Origin of the sequence: Nonlabens sp. Ci31 (genome assembly GCF_012974865.1) — a bacterium.
GTDB lineage: Bacteria > Bacteroidota > Bacteroidia > Flavobacteriales > Flavobacteriaceae > Nonlabens.
In genome coordinates, this window is record NZ_CP043633.1 from 367,342 (window position 1) to 391,200 (window position 23,859).

At 37.3% G+C, this 23,859-nt stretch carries 16 protein-coding genes and 1 tRNA gene; 11 read left to right on the forward strand and 6 right to left on the reverse strand.

Annotated elements, in window-relative coordinates:
* Window positions 1-250 precede the first annotated feature (250 nt).
* Window positions 251-4,450: a reprolysin-like metallopeptidase gene (locus F0365_RS01710; protein ID WP_169932068.1), complete on the forward strand. Its 4,200-nt coding sequence runs from the start codon at window positions 251-253 to the stop codon at window positions 4,448-4,450.
* A gap of 324 nt (window positions 4,451-4,774) precedes the next feature.
* Here F0365_RS01710 and F0365_RS01715 read toward each other — a convergent pair whose 3' ends face one another.
* Window positions 4,775-5,602: a hypothetical protein gene (locus F0365_RS01715; protein WP_410505467.1), complete on the reverse strand. Its 828-nt coding sequence runs from the start codon at window positions 5,600-5,602 to the stop codon at window positions 4,775-4,777.
* Window positions 5,603-6,111: 509 nt separating this feature from the next.
* Here F0365_RS01715 and F0365_RS01720 point away from each other — a divergent pair.
* The 3 genes from F0365_RS01720 to F0365_RS01730 all read left to right on the forward strand — a co-directional run bounded on the left by F0365_RS01720 (window position 6,112) and on the right by F0365_RS01730 (window position 7,487).
* Complete coding sequence (locus F0365_RS01720) at window positions 6,112-6,582, forward strand: nuclear transport factor 2 family protein (protein ID WP_240961811.1); 471 nt, start codon at window positions 6,112-6,114, stop codon at window positions 6,580-6,582.
* Window positions 6,583-6,710: 128 nt separating this feature from the next.
* The gene (locus F0365_RS01725) at window positions 6,711-6,827 is read left to right on the forward strand and encodes a helix-turn-helix domain-containing protein (protein WP_169931749.1); all 117 of its coding nucleotides are present in this window, start codon (window positions 6,711-6,713) and stop codon (window positions 6,825-6,827) included.
* Window positions 6,828-6,878: 51 nt separating this feature from the next.
* Window positions 6,879-7,487 (forward strand): hypothetical protein, encoded by a 609-nt coding sequence (locus tag F0365_RS01730; protein ID WP_169932069.1) that lies wholly within the window; start codon window positions 6,879-6,881, stop codon window positions 7,485-7,487.
* Window positions 7,488-7,561: 74 nt separating this feature from the next.
* On the opposite strand, the gene F0365_RS01735 is transcribed toward F0365_RS01730, so the two are convergent.
* On the reverse strand, window positions 7,562-8,494 hold the full coding sequence (locus tag F0365_RS01735; RefSeq protein ID WP_169932070.1) for a mechanosensitive ion channel family protein: 933 nt from the start codon (window positions 8,492-8,494) through the stop codon (window positions 7,562-7,564).
* Window positions 8,495-8,923: 429 nt separating this feature from the next.
* On the opposite strand from F0365_RS01735, the gene era reads away from it, so the two are divergent.
* From era to F0365_RS01760, 5 genes are all read left to right on the forward strand, one after another.
* Window positions 8,924-9,814 (forward strand): GTPase Era, encoded by an 891-nt coding sequence (gene era, locus F0365_RS01740; RefSeq protein ID WP_169932071.1) that lies wholly within the window; start codon window positions 8,924-8,926, stop codon window positions 9,812-9,814.
* A gap of 721 nt (window positions 9,815-10,535) precedes the next feature.
* Window positions 10,536-11,096, forward strand: a complete 561-nt coding sequence (locus F0365_RS01745) for an RNA polymerase sigma factor (protein WP_317169834.1) — start codon at window positions 10,536-10,538, stop codon at window positions 11,094-11,096.
* Window positions 11,086-11,865: a hypothetical protein gene (locus F0365_RS01750; RefSeq protein WP_169932073.1), complete on the forward strand. Its 780-nt coding sequence runs from the start codon at window positions 11,086-11,088 to the stop codon at window positions 11,863-11,865. Before F0365_RS01745 ends, F0365_RS01750 begins: the two co-directional genes overlap by 11 nt.
* A 77-nt stretch (window positions 11,866-11,942) precedes the next feature.
* Window positions 11,943-12,989: a hypothetical protein gene (locus F0365_RS01755; protein ID WP_169932074.1), complete on the forward strand. Its 1,047-nt coding sequence runs from the start codon at window positions 11,943-11,945 to the stop codon at window positions 12,987-12,989.
* Window positions 12,990-13,111: 122 nt separating this feature from the next.
* Window positions 13,112-13,885: a hypothetical protein gene (locus F0365_RS01760; RefSeq protein WP_169932075.1), complete on the forward strand. Its 774-nt coding sequence runs from the start codon at window positions 13,112-13,114 to the stop codon at window positions 13,883-13,885.
* A gap of 206 nt (window positions 13,886-14,091) precedes the next feature.
* Here the strand turns inward: F0365_RS01760 and rpsT are convergent, their stop codons facing one another.
* The 3 genes from rpsT to proS all read right to left on the reverse strand — a co-directional run bounded on the left by rpsT (window position 14,092) and on the right by proS (window position 16,021).
* On the reverse strand, window positions 14,092-14,346 hold the full coding sequence (gene rpsT, locus F0365_RS01765; RefSeq protein WP_169932076.1) for a 30S ribosomal protein S20: 255 nt from the start codon (window positions 14,344-14,346) through the stop codon (window positions 14,092-14,094).
* Between the two features lie 41 nt (window positions 14,347-14,387).
* Window positions 14,388-14,459: transfer RNA gene (locus F0365_RS01770), tRNA-Glu, on the reverse strand.
* 83 nt (window positions 14,460-14,542) lie between these two features.
* Window positions 14,543-16,021: a proline--tRNA ligase gene (gene proS, locus F0365_RS01775; RefSeq protein ID WP_169932077.1), complete on the reverse strand. Its 1,479-nt coding sequence runs from the start codon at window positions 16,019-16,021 to the stop codon at window positions 14,543-14,545.
* Between the two features lie 108 nt (window positions 16,022-16,129).
* Here proS and F0365_RS16490 point away from each other — a divergent pair, with 108 nt between their 5' ends.
* Together F0365_RS16490 and F0365_RS01785 are read left to right on the forward strand one after the other, a co-directional pair.
* Complete coding sequence (locus F0365_RS16490) at window positions 16,130-17,242, forward strand: hypothetical protein (protein WP_240961813.1); 1,113 nt, start codon at window positions 16,130-16,132, stop codon at window positions 17,240-17,242.
* Between the two features lie 22 nt (window positions 17,243-17,264).
* Window positions 17,265-18,782, forward strand: a complete 1,518-nt coding sequence (locus F0365_RS01785) for an OmpP1/FadL family transporter (RefSeq protein WP_169932078.1) — start codon at window positions 17,265-17,267, stop codon at window positions 18,780-18,782.
* A 510-nt stretch (window positions 18,783-19,292) separates the two neighbouring features.
* Here the strand turns inward: F0365_RS01785 and F0365_RS01790 are convergent.
* On the reverse strand, window positions 19,293-23,858 hold the full coding sequence (locus F0365_RS01790; RefSeq protein ID WP_240961817.1) for a T9SS type B sorting domain-containing protein: 4,566 nt from the start codon (window positions 23,856-23,858) through the stop codon (window positions 19,293-19,295).
* Window position 23,859: the final 1 nt, after the last annotated feature.

The window sequence follows — 23,859 nt, forward strand, 5'->3', positions numbered from 1 at the left end:
AACCTTTATTTATGTTCTAATTAATTGGTGAAATTCGATTTTCTATACTACTTAATGAAACTGAGTGATCTTTTAGGAAACTTTGTAATTAACATTTGTTTATTCATCATTCCGTTAGACAGTTTATAGTTCTATTAAAATGTGTCAACATATAAAGATACAGAATGCTGACTGTCTCGTTTTATGATATAAAAATAAAATCAATGATTTTATAGCTATATTTCAGCTTTTATAATTTTAACCTCCAACTATGCCTTCAAAAGCTCTGATTACCGTATCAATACTATTATTTCCCATTTTACTATTTGCACAAAAAAATAATTTCTGGGAAATAACCGGTATCGATGATATAAAAAAAGAAGATATCATTGAATATTCAGCCAGTGTTAAGGATCCTATTTATTTTAAATTAGATAAAGATTCCATGTCGGCTTTTGTATCAAATGCCCCAGATAGATATGAAGCATCAAGATCTACTACACTGCTAGCTGTACCTAATCCAGAAGGTGAAATAGATACTTTTGAAGTTTTCTCTACACAAACCATGTCAAAAGGATTAGCTGAAAGTCTACCAAACGTAAAAAGCTACGTCGGTAGAAATGTATCAAACAAATCACATGCCTTAAGAATCACTATAACCCCACAAGGATTTTTTGGAATGACAGTAGGCTCTATATATGGACAAACCTTTATCAACCCTTTTGCTAAGAATACTAATGTCTATATGGTGTTTAGTAAAAAGGATGCTACAAGTAATAATATACAAGCCTTCCGTTGTGAAGTTGTAGAAAATAATACTACAAATGGACCTATAGCGTCCATAGCAACCCCGAAATTTATAGATGGAGGAATACTAAGAAGATACCTCATTGGAGTAGCTACCACTGTTGAGTATTCTGAATTTCATTGGCTAGCGGCAGGTCTTACTGCAGGTGATACCAATCCTGATAAAAAAGATGCGGTACAGGCCGCAATTGTAGTGTCTATTGATCGTGTTAACCAAATTTATGAAAGAGATCTAGGTGTTACCTTAGAACTTATACCTAACAACCTAGATGTCATTTATTTAGGCAATCCTAATTCCGATCCCTACACCAATGATTCGGGTGCCACTATGCTAGGAGAAAATCAAACAGTATTTAATAATGTAATAGGTGGTGGAAATTATGATATAGGCCATGTTTTTAGTACAGGCGGCGGCGGTATTGCTAGCACACCTTCGGTTTGTAATCCTTTTGCAAAAGCCCAAGGGGTTACAGGTCAAGCTAACCCTGTAGGAGATTTTTTTGATATTGATTTCGTTGCTCATGAGGTAGGTCACCAGTTTGGGGCCAATCATACACAAAATAATAATTGTAATAGAAATGCAGCAACAGCTATGGAACCCGGTTCAGCTAATACCATTATGGGATATGCTGGAATTTGTGCTCCTAATGTTCAAACAAATAGTGATGCCATGTTTCACTACATCAGTATTTTAGAGATTAGCGATTACTTTGTAAGTACGAGCAATAATACTGGTAACTGTGCAGATGAAATTACTATTGTAAATGCAGAACCCGTTGTACAAGCGGTACCTGATTATGTGATTCCTCAAAACACGCCGTTTTTACTGCAAGCAGATGCTACAGATGCTAATGGCGATGTGTTGACTTATAGTTGGGAACAGCTTGATAATGAAGTGGTAGTCATGCCTCCACAATCGACCTCAACCGGAGGGCCAAGCTTTAGAACCTTTTTACCTACAACTAGCCCAATTCGTTATTTCCCTGCTATGAGTACTTTGCTAACTAATTCTTATTCCAGCACTTGGGAAGTTTTACCTACTGTTAGTAGAACTTTGGATTTTGGGGTGATCGTCAGAGATAATAATATGTTAGGCGGTCAGGTGTCTTCTGCAACTACAACACTAACCGTTAACGATGCTGCAGGACCCTTTAGGGTTACTTCTCAAAATGCAACAGGTGACGCTTGGATTGCTAATAGCACAAAAACCGTTACCTGGGATGTTGCTAACACAGATGATGTAGCAGGCGTGAATACTCAAAATGTTGATATCCTACTGTCTATTGATGGTGGAGAAACATACAGTACTGTATTGCTGACCAATACTCCAAACGATGGCTCCCAAGATATTACAGTTCCCAATGTCGTAGCTACTAGCGCTAGAATCATGGTAAAAGCCTCCAATAATATATTTTTTGATATCAATTCACAAGCCTTTAGTATAGGTGTCGAATTTATTCCTACCTATTGCGATGCAGGAGCAGCCAATCCAAGTTTTCCAAATATTTCTAGGGTAGTATTTAATACAATTGACAACACCTCTTTAACTGCTAATACAGGTTATAGAGATTATAAAAATATCGACACTCCTATTTCACGAGGTCAGACGTACTCATTAAGTACTTTTGAAAGTGGTGACACATTGTATACTGGAGACCAAGTAATTGTTTGGATTGATTACAATAAAAACGGCATATTTACCGACCCTGGTGAAAAAGTCATTGAAACAGCATCATTTCAAGGTGACTTCATTATTTATCCTTTTGGTGGAAATATTACCGTCCCTGCCAGTGCCTCTTTAGGTAAAACTACGATGCGAGTGCGCTTGAATAATTCAAATTTCGGGACTTCAAATACTACTCCTTGTGGAAACTCTACATACGGAGAGGTAGAAGATTACACCGTTGTCATTTATGATGATTATGTCTATTACGATAATACTTGGACTCCTACTAACCCAAGTGGTGTATCCACTGCTGCAGACAATGTGCTCGTCGTAAATGGCTCACCTACGCTAACAGGAACAACAATAAGCAACACCCTTAGCATACTGCCCTTTAAAACCTTAAATATAGAAGGTGTTTTGGATGTCAATGGTGATATCGATAATGATGGTTACCTCATTTTCAAAAGTAACGCTACTTCGACTGGCCAATTAGATACGTTTACAGGAACAATTTCTGGCTCAGGTACAGCCACGGTTGAACGTTTTATACCTGCCGGAGACAATAACAAACGAGCATTTAGAATGGTTACTTCGACAGTATCTACCAGCAATTCCATTCAAATGAACTGGCAAGAAGGAGTAAATAACACTTCAACTACTAATTTAAATCCGAATCCAGGCTATGGGACACATATATCTGGATCCTTATCAGGAGCTAATGGTTTTGATGTGACAGGTTCTGGAAATCCGTCGTTATTTACATATGACCCTACAGGACAAACTTGGGGAGCTATAGCAAATACTGATGTGAACCCTCTTGAAGCGGGATCTCCTTATCGCTTAATGGTAAGAGGTGACAGAAGTATAGACTTGAGTAGTAATACAAGCACGCCCACTAACACTATCTTACGAGCTACTGGTGACTTAAAAATCGGCTCAGTAAATGTATCCTCTACCATGGCTTTGGGAGCTGATGAGTTTAGCTTTATAGGTAACCCTTATCAAGCTGTAGTAGATTACGGCAGTCTTACTACCTCTAATTTGACCGACTTTATTTATGTTTGGGACGCCTCCATTGCTGGCGCCACTGGTAGAGGAGGTTATGTAACTGTCGAAGTTTCTTCAAATAGCATTGTCCCTAGCCCAAGCAGTTCAGACGCCACTAAGTATATTGCCCCAGGACAAGCCTTTTTTGTTCAAAATACGGCTGCAGGAAATGGAAGCATCACCTTTGAAGAAGTAGATAAAGCTACTGCGCAGTCTCAAGTGAGTATTTTCAATACGCATACAGATTTTTATATCAACTCCCGATTGTATAAATCAATAGATTTACAGAATGCTCTTATGGAAAGTGATGCCATAGGATTGCGCTTTAGTAATAATTTTACAACACTAGGAAGCGATGAAGATGCTACTAAACTATATAATCTTGATGAAAATTATGCCATTTCAAACAATGGACACAAATCAATTGATCAACAAGACCTACCTATTGATGGTCATATAGTTGAATTGTATACCACAGACTACACAACTACAAATTATAGCTTCATCTTTGATTTAGGCAATCAGCCGCAAGACCTAAGGGTGCGCTTATATGATAATTATCTAAACACCCAAACTGAATTGGTAACAAATACCTTATATGACTTTACAGTTGATACTAATGTCCTAGAGAGTATAGCAACTAATAGATTCAGCTTACATTTTGATTACACTACATTAGGAATTGGAGACAACAACTTTGGTGAAGACTTTAGCCTGTATCCTAACCCGACAAATACTGGGCAATTTACTATCAATGCTACTGGTTTGGCTGGACAATTTGTTACTATTAAAATATACAATATGCTGGGTCAGGATGTTTTTACAAACAACTCCACTGTCGCACCTAATGATGAAATAAATGTCAATGCTTCATCATTATCTAACGGACTTTATATGGTTGAACTCGATCAAAGCGGTCGAAAAATCAGAACTAAGTTACTAATCAAATAGTATAAATTCTGACTGATCCTAAATAATTAAGTGCAGATAATTGATAACTTAAGGCTTAACGATGCTCATCTACATCGTTAAGCTTTTTTTTTGATTTGTACCATTTTCTTTGGAGTTTTCAGACCTAGCAAAAGAACTCAAACCTGTTGCGCTTAAAAAGGGTAAATAAGAGTGCGGGAACAATGAACTGGGCGGGATTTATTATACTGGTAATTGGAGTATCATGGAACTTCCGACTGTATGGGTGTATTTATTGGGTAAGAATTATAAGACTATTATTGTTTGTTGTCGTTCCGCTTTCGCGAAAGCGAAACACACATCCAATTAAAAAATCTTAAAACGAACTCCAAAAACCATGTTCACCTGATAAAACCAGAAACTCTGACTGGCAGAATCGGCTTCATCCATGGTGGTTCTTATGCTAGGCATATTTATATAACCGCCTTTTAACTCACTTTGAACAAAGAAATGTTTAAGAAAAGTGATCTGAATTCCACCTACGGCATTGATTCCGTAACCAGAAATATGAAAATCATCGTAGCGCTGTTTATCGAGTAATCGTGTATTTGTTTTAGGAAATAAAAACCCAGATTCAAGACCGAATAATGTACTTAACTCGAAGCTCTTGTATGGTAACAAATCATCATGACGCCTTAAGCCTATATTGATATAATTGAGTCCGTCGGTATGTTCAAAGCTTAGGAAACTAGGTTCTAAAACTATAGAATCATTATTATAAACACCATTATATAAGGAATTAGTGCCGTTGATCTCTCCGTTGATAGTAACCGTTTGATTTTCTGCGACCACGTATTTCATATGGTCCACTCCTAATGATAAGCTGTAATTTTCTTTGAAATAATACCCCATTTTGAAATTGTATTGAGGGATGGTTATCGAGGTAGGATTTAGGTATTTTCCAGGTTCAAAATCACTTTGCCGGTCATAAGCAATTACATTATCTAGGGTAAAGTTATATCCTTCTCCTTTAAATGTAATATCACTGCTGCTGTAATCCGAAAGATTCCAGCCCCAGTAAACGTAAAAGTCTCCTTTCTTGACGCCAGTTGTGCTTGAATTGAAAGTATCCTGTGCATTCATACTAAAAACAACAGAAAATAAAAAAAACAGACTGACAATTCTATTCAACACTTCAATTTTAGGTGGGCAAAAGTAATCTTAAATACTTGCTACGAACCAAAAAATATTATAATACTGCTATAACCTGCTCATATGAGTTGTGTATCGATTTATATTTTAAATTTATTGTTATGAGTAACTATCCTATCAAACACTTAAAAGAGCATTGGCAGACATAAAAAAGTCTGCGAAGCTTACAAAATTTGAAAGAATTTAGGTGCTGCGAGAGAACCTGTTAACAAAAAAGAATGGCACAAGTACCATGAAATATAGGTGAAAGAAAAGACCGATCAAAGACACTTGTTTACAGACAAAACTGGCGGCATTATGATCAGCCCTACTCTATTCCCATGCCCTACTCCTAACTATAACTACATTTGCGACTTTACTAAATCCTGAAGTGGTGGAAAGTGTGATCAAAGATTCATTAACTTAAAACCGTAAGTCTTTATTATTTACACTAAATTAGAAAATGACCACCTGCATTTGGAAGTAAAAAAGCAAAACAAAAACCCAAAGTCATGAAATATATTTTTAACCTTTTATTCTTATCTATCCTCTTTACGAGCTGTCAAGAGCCCAAAACAGAGATCAGTGAAACAGACGAAGAAGCTATCACCGCCGTTGAAGAAGTAGTACAGAGTTTATTTGATGAAGTATGGGCTGGGTATGATGAAACTGCGATCACTACTTATCAAACCAATGACTTTTTATTGCTAGAACATGGTGAGGTATGGAATAACAACACTATTGCCGACTGGTGTAAAAATGCCAAAACTAAAGATCAAAAAGTGCAGCGTATCAATAATTTTGAGCGTATAGAAGCTCGTAGAAACGGCGATAAATTATGGCTGGCCTATCATAATTATGGAACCTTTAAGAAGGATACGATCACTTACAAAAGGGCTTGGCTAGAAAGTGTGGTCGCTGTAAAAGAAGATTCCGTCTGGAAATTAGAATTGATGCACTCCACAAGACAGCCAGTGGAATAGTTGATTTTTTAAGTTTTGAAGGCCATTCAAGTCTTTGCCGTGCAAATGTCGGGTATATGGAGCTTCACATATTTTGAAATACCTCTGATGAAGAAGTACTATTGCACTATACATTTAAAACGACAGTTATGAATCATCCCGACTTAGGGAATTACATTTCTAATTTTAGAAAAGAGCAAGGACTTACTCAAGAAGAGCTTGTAGAAAAATGCCATATAAATGTAAGAACCATAAAGCGTATATAAGCAGGAGAAGTAACACCGAGTAGTTATACGGTAAAAAACATTTTAGAAGCTTTGGGCAGTTCCTTTGATGACGTGTTCAAAAAAGAAAGTCATTTGCAGGATCCTCAAGTTGATTTAAACAAAGGTTATCTAGTATATGCCATTATTGCTGGTATCATTTATTTTATTGTCAGTACATTAGAAATAATTACCGACATAGGTTATTCAATAGAGGAAGAGCAACTGTTTGCAGCGTCTCTGTATACAGTCATCAAATCCATTTCACTTATAGCAGGAACTTTTTTCTTTTACGGCTCCTTTCTAATCGGAAAGGCCTTTAAGAGTCCCCTTATCTTGATCACCTCAACTGCTTTTATTATAATATGGCTACTTATGGGTGCTATTGATGGATTTATTTATGTACACGAATTACATGCTCGCGAGGGTTATCAAATTGCTCGCATAGTTATATCTGGATTGCTTTACACATTTATAGGAGCAGGTTATTTCCTGAAAAGAAAACAAATAGGAAAAGTTTCTAAATGGTTAGGTCTATCTGGCTTGATGGTAGGAATTTGCTTAGTAACTATCATTTTAGTTTTACCAGGAGCCATTATTTATTCTGTATTTGAAATACTTCTCATTATATTAATGTACCAATTGTGGTCTAAAGAAGAGTGATAGTAATCGATTGTAATTTAAAAAGCCTCAAGAAAATTAATTCTTATGGCTTTATTTATAGATTTAAAATTACACTAGTTCTGTGAACCAGTGATATTCTTCATCTGTAAATTATTATTAAATTCCAAAGTTCTTATTGGGAACGGAATATTCACATTCTTAGCGTCAAATGCTTTCTTCAATCCTATTACCGCATCGCTTAGTGCTTGATGTTTTTGTTTAGCTTTTGTAGCATCCGCCCAAAATCGAATCATAAAATTAATACTACTATCACCAAATTCGTTATAGAAAAACTCAACCTCCTCATCTCCTTGTTGTTCAAACATACCGCCTATGGTATCTATAGAAAGTTGTTTTACCATCTCTAGATCGCTCTCATATCCCACTCCACAATCAAGTATAATTCGAGAACGTGGTGTGAGCGACCAGTTTTTAAGCGGATTATCGATAATGGTTTTATTTGGAATAATGACAATGTTGTTGTCCGCCTCCTTAAGCATAAATTTATCCAATTGTATTTCCATTACGTGACCCGCATAATCTGAAGTTTCAATCCAGTCGCCTACCTTTACTTGCGAGCGAAAGGAAAGCACCACACCACTAATAATATTAGCAAGTGATCCTTGTAATGCAAGACCTATCACCAGTCCAGAAATTCCAGCACCAGCGATAATACCTTGAACCGCATCATTCAATTGCAGCACACTCATCGCGATAAAAATCCCACCGAGTACTACAATAGTAGCTACAGCCTTTCCTGCAAGACGTTTAACACTGGCTTGAGTTTTATTGGCCATTAGCCTGCGCACCCCTTTATCAACATACTTGGATATAAAATACGCAATGATCAATACGACCAAAGCAACACCTAGGTTAGGTAACAATTTGATAAAAGAATTATACCAGTTAGCCAGTTGTTCCAAAATTAGTGTACTGCCATCTTGTAACTCAGCAGCTTTTTTTTCAGCGTTTTGGGCAGTTTGTGCGGCTTGTTGAAGTGATTTCATAGGGTCAAAAATAATAATCGAACTGTTTTTACACACGCATATTAACAATATTTAACTATTTAATCGCTACTTTAAAAGGGTTTTAAAATTGAAACTTAATACTTTTAACTTTTAAACTTGTGATTCTATTTTAGCATATAAGTGTTCCGCTTTCGCGAAAGCGGAATTTCAACAAACCTTATCTTACTTGCAGGGTATATCTAATTTTCAAATGCTAGTTATAGGGATCAACATGGCCTTTTAAAAGAAACCATAAAGAAATCACACCCGATTAAAGCTGTTCATGAATCAGCAAGTTGAGGTCTATTCATGGATTTAAAAAAATCCGATTCTTGAAAAACGCTCCACATAGTCAAAACCATAGCTTCTATTCCTTAAAAACTAAGGAAGAGAATTCCTCGATGAGAGCCTAAAGACTATCTTTGTAAAATGGAACATAAAGCAGGATTTGTAAACATAGTAGGTAACCCTAACGTAGGTAAAAGCACGCTGATGAACTCCCTAGTAGGAGAACGCCTTTCTATCATCACTTCAAAAGCACAAACAACTCGACACCGTATTCTAGGAATTGTCAATGGGGACGATTTTCAAGCGGTTATAAGCGACACTCCTGGTATCATAAAACCAGCATACAAACTTCAGGAAAGTATGATGGAGTTCGTTAAAAATGCCTTTGAAGATGCAGATTGTATTCTTTACATGGTAGAGCTGGGTGAAAAAGAGTTGAAAAACGAGGCCTTTGAAAAACGCTTGACCTTTGCAGAAGTTCCTGTATTTGTATTGATCAATAAAATAGATAAGGGAGATCCCGCCCAACTTGAAGAGGCCGTAGCTCACTGGAAAGAACGATTGCCTAAGGCAGAAATTTTTGCAGTAAGTGCGTTGATGAATTTTGGAGTGCCAGAATTATTATCACGCATTGTAGAAATCTTACCTGTCTCTCCGGCATTCTATCCTAAAGATACGTTAACTGATAAGCCAGAACGGTTTTTTGTAAACGAAAGCATTCGAGAGAAAATCTTAATTCACTACAAAAAAGAGATTCCATATTCGGTAGAAATAGATACCGAAGAATTTTTTGAAGATGAAAAAATCATTAGAATCCGCTCTGTGATTATGGTAGAGCGGGAAACGCAAAAAGGAATCATCATAGGTCATAAAGGAACTGCTTTAAAACGCGTAGGAACGGAAGCTCGTAAAGATTTACAAAAATTCTTCGGCAAACAAGTGCACATAGAACTGTATGTAAAAGTGAATAAAAACTGGCGTAGTGATGAGAAGCAATTGAGACGCTTTGGATATAAAGGGGAGAACAAGTAGTTTATTAGTTTGTGAGTCCGTGAGCTGTGGCTTTTTGAGTTTGAAACAAAGGCAGACTGCACACAAAAGATTACTAGTGTTTCTTTCAGAAACCCCTGTGACGAAAGCCAAATTACGACAAACAGCACACTTTCCATTTGGAAAATGTCTTAATGACCGACAACGGAGAAAACACGGCCTGCGTCTCCTTCGAAAAATCTAGTGGCGATAGAACAGCTTTTGTCCTCCCAGAAAATTTAGCTTAGGGATTATATGATTGAAGCAAGTGGTCTGTTCCCAAATTTATCTGAGATGCATTAGGTATTGAGGTTTATAATTTCATCGAGAATGATTACTGGATGCTGAACAAATCAGCGTCATATAATTTCCATAGATGAATACTCCCTGTACGCCGATTTTCCTGTTTTACAAAATAGTCCTGCGTTAATTTGTCTGCAATGTTAGAGCACAGCGGTAATGAGCTATGTTGTTGTCAAAATAATAAACAGCAATCAACTCCTTGATTAGTTTCAGCATTCTTCCTTCGAGTAAGACATTGACACTGCGATAAACTCAGTATAGTTTTACAGCGCAAGCAGTCATTTTTTTTTCTTTCCTTTTTGATTTTGATTTTCAAACATTTGATTTAGAACTTGTCTATATTTTATATTTTATTTTATTCCCAGACAACCTTTTTAAAACAGGCTCGTCTATATCAATAGAAAGCATGTAAATTGTGAAAGTGATACCACTTTATACCAACGAGAAAAAACTGATTCAAAAGGCTGCTAAAGGCGATAGAAAGTCGCAGAAGCATCTTTTTGATAAGCACGCACCCAAAATGTTAAGTGTATGCCGTCAGTATATCTCGCCAGTAGAAACAGCTGAGGAAATCCTTTTAAATGGCTTCTTTAAAGTTTTTACAAAGTTGGACAGCTTTTCCCATGAAGGAAATTTTGAAGGTTGGGTGCGCAGGATCATGATAAGAGAATGTATCGATTATTTGAGAAAAAAAGATCCTTTTAAATTTAAAAATGAGATCGACGAAGAAAAAGTAGAATGCGATCAAAACACAGAGGGTGCGACAGACTTGCCGCTGGATCTGATACAAAAATGTATCGATAATTTACCCAATGGCTATAAAAGTGTTTTTGTCCTGTTTACTCTAGACGGCATGAAACATAAAGAAATAGCACAATTATTAAATGTCTCTGAGAATACCAGTAAAACGCAATATCGCAAAGCAAGATTGATGCTACAAGAACAAGTACAACAAATTAGAAAACAACGCCATGAAGCTTAATAACATAAAAAACTCTTTTGAAAACCGCAAGATAGCGCCTAGTGCAGCTGCTTGGGATCAACTCGCTTCTCGTTTAGATCAAGAAGAGAAAAAAAATAAGAAGCCAGTCGTTTATTGGTTAGGCGCTATTGCTGCTGCAATTGTTTTTGGACTGGTACTATATCCACTATTTAGTAGCGATGTAAACAGCGTAGAAAACCAAATAGTAGTTGAAGAAAGCAACACTGCGATAGAAACATTGGATTTTCAAAATGATGTAGTGATAAAAAATAAAGAAACTATAAAAGATCAAGAGACTCCAGTCGCATTCGAAGAAAATTGGAACACTAAAAAAAGCACCCTGTCTAAAAAGACTTCATCTAAAAACAATTTCAACTATAGTCATCCTAAAGAAAAATCAACTAAAAACAAGATAAGTACCAGCTCAGAAATAGCAGCCGCAGATTTAGGCCCTACCACTAAGGAAAAACCAATAAACAGGTCTATTCCAGACGACAATTCAGTTGATCCAGCAATTGCAAATGCCGTAACTCAAAATAAAACTCCAGCATTAACTGCCGAGCAAGAAATGGAATTACTTCTAAGTAAAGCTCTTAAGAATGCTAGTGTAAATGAGGTTGCTGTAGAAGGCATAAATATAGAGCAATTACTACGAGAAACAGAATGGGACATCGAGGCAGACCGACGCAATAGAGTAAATAACATCATCTTTGATCAACTCGGTAAATTAAAATCAGAAGCCTATACTCTTATAGGAGGAAACAAATAATCCACATCACCTTATCCATTAACAACAAGCTGTTTACATAAACGGACAGTCCTAATTATATCTAAAAACCACTTATTATGAAAAAAAGTTTACTTATCACTGGCCTAATTTTCACTCTCTTTATAGGGACTTTTACACAGGCACAAAATGAAATCCCTAAAGACTCTATATCTATAAACGCTCGTATTGCAGATCTGATTAAAGATAAAGATCAAAATATTAGTGATGAAAAGGAGGCTCTTAAATATACGGTTGAAGCTATCAATAAAAAACTAGATGAGAAGGAAATCACTTTAGAAAAAGCTGCAGAATTAAAAGAAACTGCTGCTGTACGTACAGCATTAAATATTAAATATTATGAGCAGTATGCTGCACTAGAGGCAGAATATATTAGAAAGAACGGGAGGTACTCTCACGAAGGCGGTGCTATGCTAGAAATAGGCACTAAACAATTTATCAGGTATCGCAATCGCAATAAGGACAGAGAATATCAAGAGTATCAAAATACGCATTCAGGGCTAACAATTGGTTTTGCTTATAACTTTATGAATGGCAATGCATTAGACATTAATGACTTTAGTTATCCAAACAATAATTATTTCTCTTTAGGATTTCAATGGAAAACACGACTAGATAAGCATAATCTATTCCGACTTACCTACGGAATAGAATATCAATCTCATGGAACCGAACTAAACGGCAACCGATTTATATCCCAAGGAGATCAAGCACAAATAACAGATATCGGTTTTAATGTAGAAAAAGCAAAATTCCGTCAGGACCAGTTAGTGTTTCCTCTCCATATTGAAATAGGAGGTTCTAAACGTAAGGAATACGAAGATGGACGTGTTAGATTTCAAGAGTATGATCAATGGAAAGTTGGTATAGGTGGATTTGCTGGGTTTAATATGAGTTCTCGTTTAAAATTAAAATACGAAGTAGATGGGCGTGAGATTAAGGAAACTCGTGTCAATAATTTTGATAACGAAGTTTTAGTTTATGGACTAGATGCTTATGTAGGGTTCGATTCTTGGTCCTTATTTGGACGTATGAATTTGAATACCGTATTTAAATCTAATTCTGTAGATGCGCAGTATGTCGCATTTGGTATACGCTTTCAATAAAAATTATTTGAAATAGCCTTAAGAGCTCTGGAGAAATCAAGAGCTTTTTTTGGTTAAAAAGTAGTTAATACTTATTTTTCAATTGATTACTGTTTTATTTTTAATACAAAAACACAACTATTATGAAAAGATTACTTCTCATCACACTTACTTTAATGAGCTATTTCTGCTATGCTCAAGAAACAGAAGAAACAGAAGAACTGGACAAAGCGCCAGTTGATTTTTTAGATATTTTTGATTCCGATCGAAGAGAAAAGGAATTTATTAGAACCTCTACTAATTGGGTTCTTGCATTTGGATTTAATCAAGCTTTAGGAGATGATAACGGTATAGGAGATTCCTACAGATTCTGGGGATCTGGCATGTTTGAGATTGGATTAGAGTTCACCACTAGATTACATCCAGAAAATGATAACATTAGATTTAATTATGGATTAGCGCTGCGCACCAATACGTTACACATCAACGACAATAAAGGCTTCGTTACTGATAATAACATAACTACCTTAGAACCTTTAGGCTTTGATGTAGATCGCTCCTACTTCACTCAAGTAAGCATCGTAGCGCCTCTGCATTTAGAATTTGGCCGTAGGGAACTAAAGACCTTTAAAGATGGAATAAAACGCTACTATGATGATGAAGCGTTCGTTTTTGGAGTAGGTGGTTATCTCGGATTGGTATCTACCTCCTCACAAGCCATTAAATTTGATAGAGAAGGTCGTGGCGTTACTCGAACGACAACAAATGATTATGAAGTAAATAGCTTCCTTTATGGCCTTAGCGCTTATGCGGGTTGGGATAATTTTCAATTATTTGCAACTTATGGTCTTAACGATATTTTTAAAGACTCGCCTTTACAAGAAAGGTATTTGTCATTTGGTATACGTTTAAGATAGTAGATCAATATAAAAAATTTAAAGCTCTTAGTTTTCTAGGAGCTTTTTATTTTGATACCAGATTAGTTATAAAATGATATAATTTCGCTTTCTCACCATGCCTGCCGGCAGAAAAGCGGAAGATCCATACAACAGTATCAAAATAGCAAATACAAAAAAGCCTTTCAGTTTACTGAAAGGCTTTTAAAATACTTTGATATTCTTAATTATGCTAATGCATTCACATGCTTAGTTAATTTAGATTTCAAATTCCCTGCTTTATTCCAGTGAATTACATTTTTCTTAGCAAGCTTATCAATCATAGAGTACACATCAACAAGAAGCTTTTCAGCTGCAGACTTGTCTTCTGTCTCCTTTAATTTTTTGATCGCATTACGCGTAGTTTTGTGCTGGTATTTATTTCTAATCCTTGCAACTTCGTTTCTACGTATTCTCTTTAAAGCACTTTTGTGATTTGCCATATCTTGTAAAACTTGATCTGATTAAAGATCGATTTAAATTGTAGCCCGTAGGGGAATCGAACCCCTCTTACATGGATGAAAACCATGCGTCCTAGCCGATAGACGAACGGGCCATTTTTTTTGCTCGTTTAAGCGGTTGCAAAAATAACCCCTTTTTTTAATTTTACAACAAAGAATAGAAAAAATATTAAAAAAATTAATAAGCCTTAGCAAACAACACTCTCTTGTTAGACTTTTCACCCGTTAAAACACACTTCCCATATTCTTCCACCGCATCCATAGGTATACATCTAATGCTGGCTTTGGTGAGTTCCTTTATCTTATCTTCTGTTTCTGCTGTTCCATCCCAGTGAGCAGAGAGGAATCCACCCTTAGATTCTAAAACTTCTTTAAATTCTTCAAAACTGTTGACCTCCGTAATATGAGCATCTCTATAGCTCATAGCCTTATCGTGTAATGATTTTTGAATCTCTTCCAACAGGTCTTTTACTTTACCTGCGATTCCATTTATTGAGGTCGTCTCTTTAGACAGCGTATCTCGACGCGCAAGTTCCACCGTTCCGTTTTCTAGATCTCGAGCTCCTATGGCTATTCTTAATGGAACTCCTTGTAATTCATGTTGAGCAAACTTAGCCCCTGGCCTTAGCGTGTCTCGTGAATCAAATTTTACTAAAACCCCTAGAGTACGTAGTTCCTTGATAATGTCGTTAACGACTTCCGTTATTGCTTCTAGTTGCTCTTCGGTCTTAAAAATAGGAACAATCACTACTTGATTGGGCGCAAGATTAGGAGGCAACACCAAACCTTGATCATCACTGTGGGTCATTATTAATGCCCCCATAAGACGTGTAGAAACACCCCAAGAGGTTGCCCATACATATTCCTGCTTCCCTTCTTTTGAGGTATATTTTACATCAAAAGCTTTGGCAAAATTCTGTCCTAAAAAGTGACTGGTACCTGCTTGCAATGCTTTACCATCTTGCATTAATGCCTCAATACAATAAGTCTCTTCTGCACCTGCAAACCGTTCACTTTCGGTTTTCAATCCTTTAATTACCGGAATTGCCATAAAGTTTTCAGCAAACTCTGCATAAATATCATTCATCTGTTCTGCCTCAGCTAAAGCTTCTTTCTTTGTAGCGTGTGCGGTATGACCTTCTTGCCACAAAAACTCTGCGGTGCGCAAGAAAAGTCTGGTCCTCATCTCCCATCTTACCACGTTAGCCCATTGATTGATCAATAATGGTAGATCTCTATAAGACTGGATCCAGCCTTTATAGGTATGCCATATAATCGCCTCGCTTGTAGGGCGTACTACGAGCTCTTCTTCTAGTTTTGCATTAGGATCTACTCTTAGTTTTCCAGGATTATCAGGATCGTTTTGTAATCTGTAATGAGTTACAACAGCACATTCTTTGGCAAATCCCTCTGCATTCTTTTCTTCTGCTTCAAAGAGACTTTTAGGCACTAATAAAGGAAAATACGCATTTTGATGCCCGGTTTCCTTAAACATACGGTCTAACTCTGCCTGCATTTTCTCCCAAATCGCATATCCATAAGGCTTGATAACCATACAGCCGCGTACAGCACTATTTTCTGCTAGATCTGCTTGTACAACGAGTTCATTGTACCATTTAGAGTAATCATCACTTCTACTTGTAAGGTTTTTGCCCATAATCATGTGTTTGGCATAAAACTTGCTCCTTTATTAGAAGTTTGTTAAATGCTTTTAATGCTTGACAAAACTACTTATTTTTATCAAACGCTATCAAATAAATACGTCATGAAAAATATAAACTTTAAAAAGCCTGCTTTTTATAAAATAGCAGCATTAGTTATAATCGCTACAGCAGTTGTTTCTTGCGGCTCTTATCAAAGTGTTTCATACAACGACGGTATCTATGGCGATAATCAAGACAACTATCAAGCTGAAGAAATTCAGCCAAAAGCTACCTACTCGGATGATTCTTCCGCTTACTACGAGTCTCTTTTTCAACAAGGAGCAAAAAGTCACGGAAATAATTTTACCCCCGATAGTCTCTTTACAGATGTAGAATCCTACTCTTCTAGTAGTTATGACACAACCGATCCAGATTACACTGCAAGTTATGGCGGTGGAGAAGCTGGTTGGGGTACGAACCCGAGTGAAATTTCTATTAATTACTATGACAATGGATGGAATAACGGGGGTTGGAACGGTGGTTTCGGATGGAACAACGGGTTTTACGGTAATGGTTTCGGATGGAACAATGGCTTCGGATGGAACAACGGTTTCGGATGGAACAATGGCTTCGGATGGAACAATGGTTTCGGATGGAACAACGGTTTCGGATGGAACAATGGTTTCGGATGGAATAACGGCTTTGGATGGAACAACGGATTTTATGGAAATGGTTTCGGATGGAACAATTGGGGTTCGAATGGCTACTATGGTAACCAATTTAGAGGAAACTACGGTCGAAATAACACAAGAGGTTATGCTTACCAGAATACAGGAAGAAGTTCAAGAGGACAAAGTCTTAATTACAATACAAGAGGAAGGTCTGTAGATAACGGAAGAGGCTCTTACTATGGAAGAACTGATGGCGTTAACGGAAGATCTTCTGCAACTACCAGAAGACTAGGCAGAAATACTAGAGCTACTAATGGAAGAAGTTCTTCTAGATTGAGATCTACAAGAGAAACTACAACACGTAGGTCTTCTTCAAATGCAAGACGATCAGGATCTAGAGGAAATAACAGATCTGGTACTATGAGATCTTCTGGATCTTCATCTTCTAGGTCTTCTGGAACTATGAGGTCGAGCTCTGGATCAAGGTCTTCATCAGGTTCAAGATCATCTGGCTCAAGATCATCAGGTAGATCATCGGGTAGATCTTCAGGTGGAAGAGGTTAATATTCAATTATACATTTTGAAAATGAAAAATATTTTAATTTTAAGCGCGCTATTTGCTAGCGCGCTTTTCAGTAACGCACAAACCGTTAGTGACGGATTGCTTTACACAGGACAAGATTTAAAAGGAACAGCTCGTTATAGAGGCTTAAGTGGTGCTTTTGGAGCGCTAGGAGGCGATTTAAGCGCTATAGGATCGAATCCTGCTAGCTCAACAGTTTTTGCTAATAACTATGCTGCTGTATCACTAGGGATACTAGGCAGCGATAATACTTCTAATTATTTTGGAACAAATACCATAGCAGAAACTTCTGACGTTAATATCAATCAGGCTGGTGGCGTTTTAGTATTTGAAGGTCCTGAAAACAGAACCGTTTCTAAATTTGCTTTGAGTTTGAACTACGACTTGACTAGAAATTTTGATAATTCTGTCAACGCTAGAGGAACGAGTCCTATTTCTGTTTCTGAATATTTTCTGAATAATGCCAATGGAATAGCTTTAGATAATTTTATTGTGAGGACGGGAGATGGCGAGACAGCCAGTGATCTCTATCAATTTTTAGGGCAAGACCTTGGTTTTGGAGCACAGCAGGGTTTTTTAGGCTATGAATCTTTTCTTTTAGATTCTACCGACGATAGCGATCTTACCAACACCAATTACATGAGCAATACAGGTACTGGAAGTTTTAATCAAGATTATCTTGTACAAACTTCTGGCTACAGCAGTAAATTTAGTTTTAATGGTGCTATAGAACTCCATAAGAAATGGAATTTAGGAATTAATCTGAATTCGCACGTGATCAGTATGGAGCGGTTCACGCGTCTAGAGGAAAACAATTCTAATGCAGACGCAAGTATTACAGACGTAAGGTTTGACAACACCCTCTTTACCGAAGCTAACGGCTTCTCTTTACAGTTAGGGCTCATTGGAAAACTTACTGAAAATTTAAGAATAGGTGCTACGTATGAATCGCCTACTTGGTACACCATTGAAGAATCACAAATTCAAGAAATCATTACTAGAGGAACCAACAGTACTGAAATTGCAAGAGTAACACCTAATGTACTCAACATATTTGCTCCTTATCAACTAAGATCGCCAGGAAGTGTAACAGGTAGCATTGCTTATATTTTTGGTAAAAACGGATTATTAAGCCTGGATTATACGTCTAGAAATTACAGTCAGCTTCAGTTTAGTCCAGATAACAATGATCTTTTTAGAGATAATAATCAAATCATAAATGAAAGTTTAGAAAGAGCTGCGAGTATCAGAATAGGTGGAGAATACCGTGTTCAAAACTGGACACTTAGAGCAGGTTACCGAATGGAAGAATCTCCCTACGCAAATAAAAACATCATGGATGACCTAACAGGTTACAGTTTAGGATTTGGCTATACTTGGGGAAAAACCATTCTAGACATCTCCTACGATCATTCAGAAAGAAATTATTCGCAACAATTGTTTGATACTGGCCTCAATACCTCAGCAGGAGTTTTTAACGAGATGGATAACATTGTATTTACTTTAGGTTTTAACCTCTAAAAAACTAGTTGATCGTTTTTTAGCAACTCAAAACTCCAATATTTTATAGATCCCTAGACCCTTTATAAATACTGTTATTTAAGACCTTTTTTTAAATAATAAAAATGGTTGCTTATCTCGCTTTCGCGAAAGCAAAAACACCACAAAGCACTTACTTCGGTAGGTGCTTTGCTATATAATCATGTTATTGATAGGGAAAAAGATAGGCTAAACGCTACATTCCCATAAAAAAAGGACAAATCGCCTATAAATCAAATCTAAAACACTCCAAACCTGTATATTGTGAAAGCTATTCTTTTGTATCAATAGACAAGTACAATCAGCACTTGCCAGTGGTATCATCATATTTAAATGTAACTATAAATTACAGCATACCATAAAGGAGTCGTGTAGTAAAACAGTTTATAAAGCTGTCTGTATTTTATAGAAGCAATCCCATCCATTTTGATTATTGAACAAAAAAAGCACACCGATTAAGGTGTGCTTTAGTCTAAAGGTATCATTAAATTTTTATCTCTTCATAGCAAAGTGGCCCGAAGCTTCTCTTTGCTGACCATCAAAAGCATATTCTATCCTGAACCAGTAGTCACTGCTTGGCAACGACTGTCCATTATAAGTTCCATCCCATCCAGCTCCACCAACATCGAGTTGCTTAATGAGTTTTCCATATCGGTCAAATATATAAAGCGTTGTTCCTGGTAAACGATCACCGCCTATAATGTTCCAAGTATCGTGAATACCATCTGCGTTAGGGGTAAAATAATCTGGGTAGCCAAAAACAAATATATCTACAACAATCTCTCCACAACCACTTCTCTCTGCAATAGTTACTGTATGCACACCAGGAGTAACGTCGTTAAAGGTTCCATTGTTCACATAAGGCCCATCATCTAGACGGTACCAATATTGATCCGGCCCTTGGGCCGTTACAATTACTTGGTGTTCTATATCAAACGGATCTGTTGTAATGTCTATATCGTACACTTCTGGCACACTGGAAACCCTCACATTGGTGGTTATCGAAATAAAACAACCTGTAGAAATTCTAGTCGCCGTCATTTCATAATCACCGCCTTCTGCAACGTCTATAGAAGCTGTTGAAGCAGGTATCAAAGCACCATTCAACGTCCATTCATAAGAATACTCTGTGTCATTGAGACCTGTATCTAAAGTTACTGGACCATTCACTAGATTATCGTTTTCATCGAGACATAGAATGTACTGATCTAACAAAGAAGGTGTAGGTAAGTTATTAATAACTACCTCTAAAGTCGTAAAGCTAAAACAGTCTGTATTATTGTCATCTACTCTAGCAATTAAAGTGGTATTTGAGGAATAGGTAAAATCATTTGTAATACCATTCACTTGACCATCTGCATCCGTTTGATTTAGATAATATACCACTGTTGTCCCTGTTTGCCCAGTTGTTACTTCTGCATCGGCAATACTCACATCTATAGTGGCATTACCAGAACCATCGTCGCAAGACTCTAAAGCCGTAGGAGTGACTGCTATAGGCGCATCTACTGGCTGAATCACGAAGTCTCCTGTAGAGAAACACCCAGAATTTGTAAACTCTAGTCTGTAATAGATAGTTTGTGGAGCAGTTGTATTATCATAGCTAGTAGTATCCAATGGGTTGGAGCCCGCAAGTGCATCAGTTGGTGAATCGTAGTAGCTCACTGTAGTTCCTGTTTGCCCATTAATAACCTGTGCATTTGCATCTCCTAAGGTAAAAGAAGCAACACCATCACCATCTTCATCGCACTCTTCCACAGTAAAAGATGGAACAGAGGCCGGTACTGGATTTAAGATCAAATCAAAAGTAGTTGTATCAGAACAGTTGGTAGTATTATTTTCAATACTTACTGTAATCGTTTCTAGACTTGCGGTGTTGAAATAAGGAGATGCGATGACACCTGTTGCATTGCTATAAACGATGGTATAATCTGCTGGATTTAATCCATTTAAAATGATTGCATCATTTTGAGTCAAATCAAATGATTCCACTCCATCTCCATTAGAATCATCACATAAGGTTAGATTAGGAGCCGTGGTTATCCCCGGAGTCTCATTAATGGTCAGATTAAAAGTCGTTGTGTTAAAACAACTCATGTTATTCACATTTTCAATACGCACATAAATCGTCTGTGGATTTGACGTATTTGTATAAGCAGTGGTGTCTAAAGGATTTGTCCCTGCAGCTGCATTTGACTGAGAATCGTGGTAAGAAACCGTATATAACAAAGGATCTTGCGCGAGTAGCACTTGAGAAGAGTAGCTACTAAAAGTAAATACATCTTCCTCATCATTACTAGGGTCGTCACAAAGGATCACTTCTGCGACTGGATTTGCAATAGGAGCAGCGTCGATAATGAGATCAAAAGAGCCTGTATCATAACAATCTGTTGCCGTATTATTTTCGATTCTTACAAATACAGTTTCCATACCTGCCGTAGTATTGGTATAAGCGTTGGGGTTTACGATAGCATTGATACCAGTATCTGCATCTGTTGGGGAGTTGTAAAAGGTAATAGTATTATCAGCATCACTTTGAGCACCTAAGATAGCGGCGTTTTGACTGGTGAGATCAAATATATCAAATCCATCATTACTTACATCGTCACAAACCACAATATCATTTGCTGCTATAAATACTGCTCGTCGATTCACTATCAGATCAAACATAGCGTTGGAAGTGGTAGAAGAACACATTAAACCAGTATTATCAGTTACCCGTGCATAAACAGTTTGCGGATTAGCGATATTAGAATAACCAGCTGCATTTAAAGGTGCTACACCATTGATTGCGTCTAGCTGAGTAAGATGATAAGTCACTGTAGCCGTCTGCCCGTTTAAGATAGCCGCATCTTGATCACTCAATACAAACACCTCTGAACCATCATTACCTAAATCATCACAAGTCACTATATCCATAGGAGTGTTTGCTATAGGAATAGGTGCTGCGGTAAGTGAAAATGGATTTATAGAACTACAACCAGTATCTGCTGTACTTACTATTCTTACATAAATGGTAACTGTACCCACTGAAAGATCGAACATAGTTGGATCCATAATAGGGTTGGTCCCGTTTTGAGCATCCATTAAACTGGTGTAGTACGTTATCGTAAAGCTAGAACCTCCAGAACCTCCAGAACCTCCAAAACCGCTGCTACTTAGAGCCGCCGATACGTAGGCATCAAGATTAAAGTTTATTATAGGGCCGCATTGCTCAAAATTAGGAATAATAAAAATATTAAAGTCGATCACATCAATTACAAAACTATCTACCACTATGCAATTTGAAGTGGTATTGGTAATAGCAGAAAAAACAGTCATAGGCGGCATATTTATAGGATAAGTTGTTGGGTTACTTATCGCTCCTAATCCATTCTCAGCATCTGTTTGAGATGTGTGGTAAGTGACCACATGATCTCCAGCAGGAAGCCCGTTTAATACCACAGAATCATTTTGAGTTAAATCTGCTGTAGTTGCCCCAATAATACAAACAATAATATCGTTAGGGGCAGCAGCTACTATTTCTGGAGCCACGTCTATACATACCTGTTCTGTGTAGGTACATCCATGGTTATCTGTCAATTCATAAACATAACAATTCTGTCCTGCCACGGAGGGCGTTACCGAAACTACATTACCTATATTCACAGCTATATCAGGACTCGCCTGCCATGCTTCGGTAACAATTACTGGTGTAAAAGAAAGTTCCGAAGGAATAATTGCTGGATTAAAATTAAGCCCCCAAAAAAAGATATAACCGTTATCAGACCCTAAGTTATCCGTTATACTTATACACCACTGTCCGTTTATAGGAGAGCCAATGAATGTACTGTAAGGATCCACAGGCAAATAGTTCCCAGCTGGAATTGTTCCTCCGGGATTTGTATTATTATATTGTGTCCAAGTCTGTGCCGCTGTTTCTGTAAAAACATAATCAAACCCAGTACCTGGGTTTCTATTGGCATCATCATCTATGGGTATACCTAGAAAAGTACCACCACCACTAGGGTACTGGTGTAAATCTACTTCAGAACCGTTAGGAGCGGTTATAGTGAGTTGTAAGTCGCCTAAATAAGAGTGCTCCATATTCACAAAAATATTTACTATATCAGTTGCACTAGTTATTACAGTGCCTGGTGCAAAAAGATCCACATTTATGCAAGTTGTATAACTTACACCACTTCCGTCCGGTAAAAACGTTAAACCTGTTACTGGTGGAGATACTGGGATCAAAAATTCTTGAGTAGTCGCAACTCCTGTTAACGTAGTGGATTCTCCAAAACACAACTGCGTATCTGCTGCCATTGTACCGGTAAAATCAGGATCTGAAGACACCTGTACAACCAGATCTATTTCCTCTCTATCAGAACAACCTACTGCATCTGTCACTCTTAATTTAGTCTGATAAATACCGGTTGTATTGTAGGTTTCCATTTGCACTTGGCCAGAATTAAATCCGGCACCGTTTGCTAGATCCCATTGATAAGTCGCCCCTGTACCATCAACTCCAAAAGTAGCTTGACCATCAAAAGTAACTGTATCACCTTGGCAAATCCTAAGGATTCCATCTGCATCGATAGGTGGCGTTGTAGTGATATTTGTAACAATTGACTGGCATGGATCAAAGCATCTTCTGGCCGCTCTCCATCCAGCAGCATTACCTGAACCATTGGAGATAAATTGCACTGTAAGGCAACCTGTGGGATTTCCTGCACTCGCTTGAAAAACTCCCGGAGGAACATTAGTGTTTGTAATTGTTGCTAACAAAGGTGCGGCTGTACTGTCACCGTCATAAATAGTCAGCACATCGTTTACCGCTACATCCATGACTACAAAATCTAAAATCATGCGATCAGTTGACACAATTGGGCAAAAGGTAGCGACGCCATTAAAATTGTCAGAATAATTGACATTACCACCGTCATCATTGAATGTAGAGGTTGCACAACCAGTGTACCTTGTAGGGTTAGCAGCGCCACTACCTATCATGTTTATATTGACCTGGCCTACTGATAAATAAGAGACGAGAATGAATAGGAGTGCGAGGAATCTTTTCATT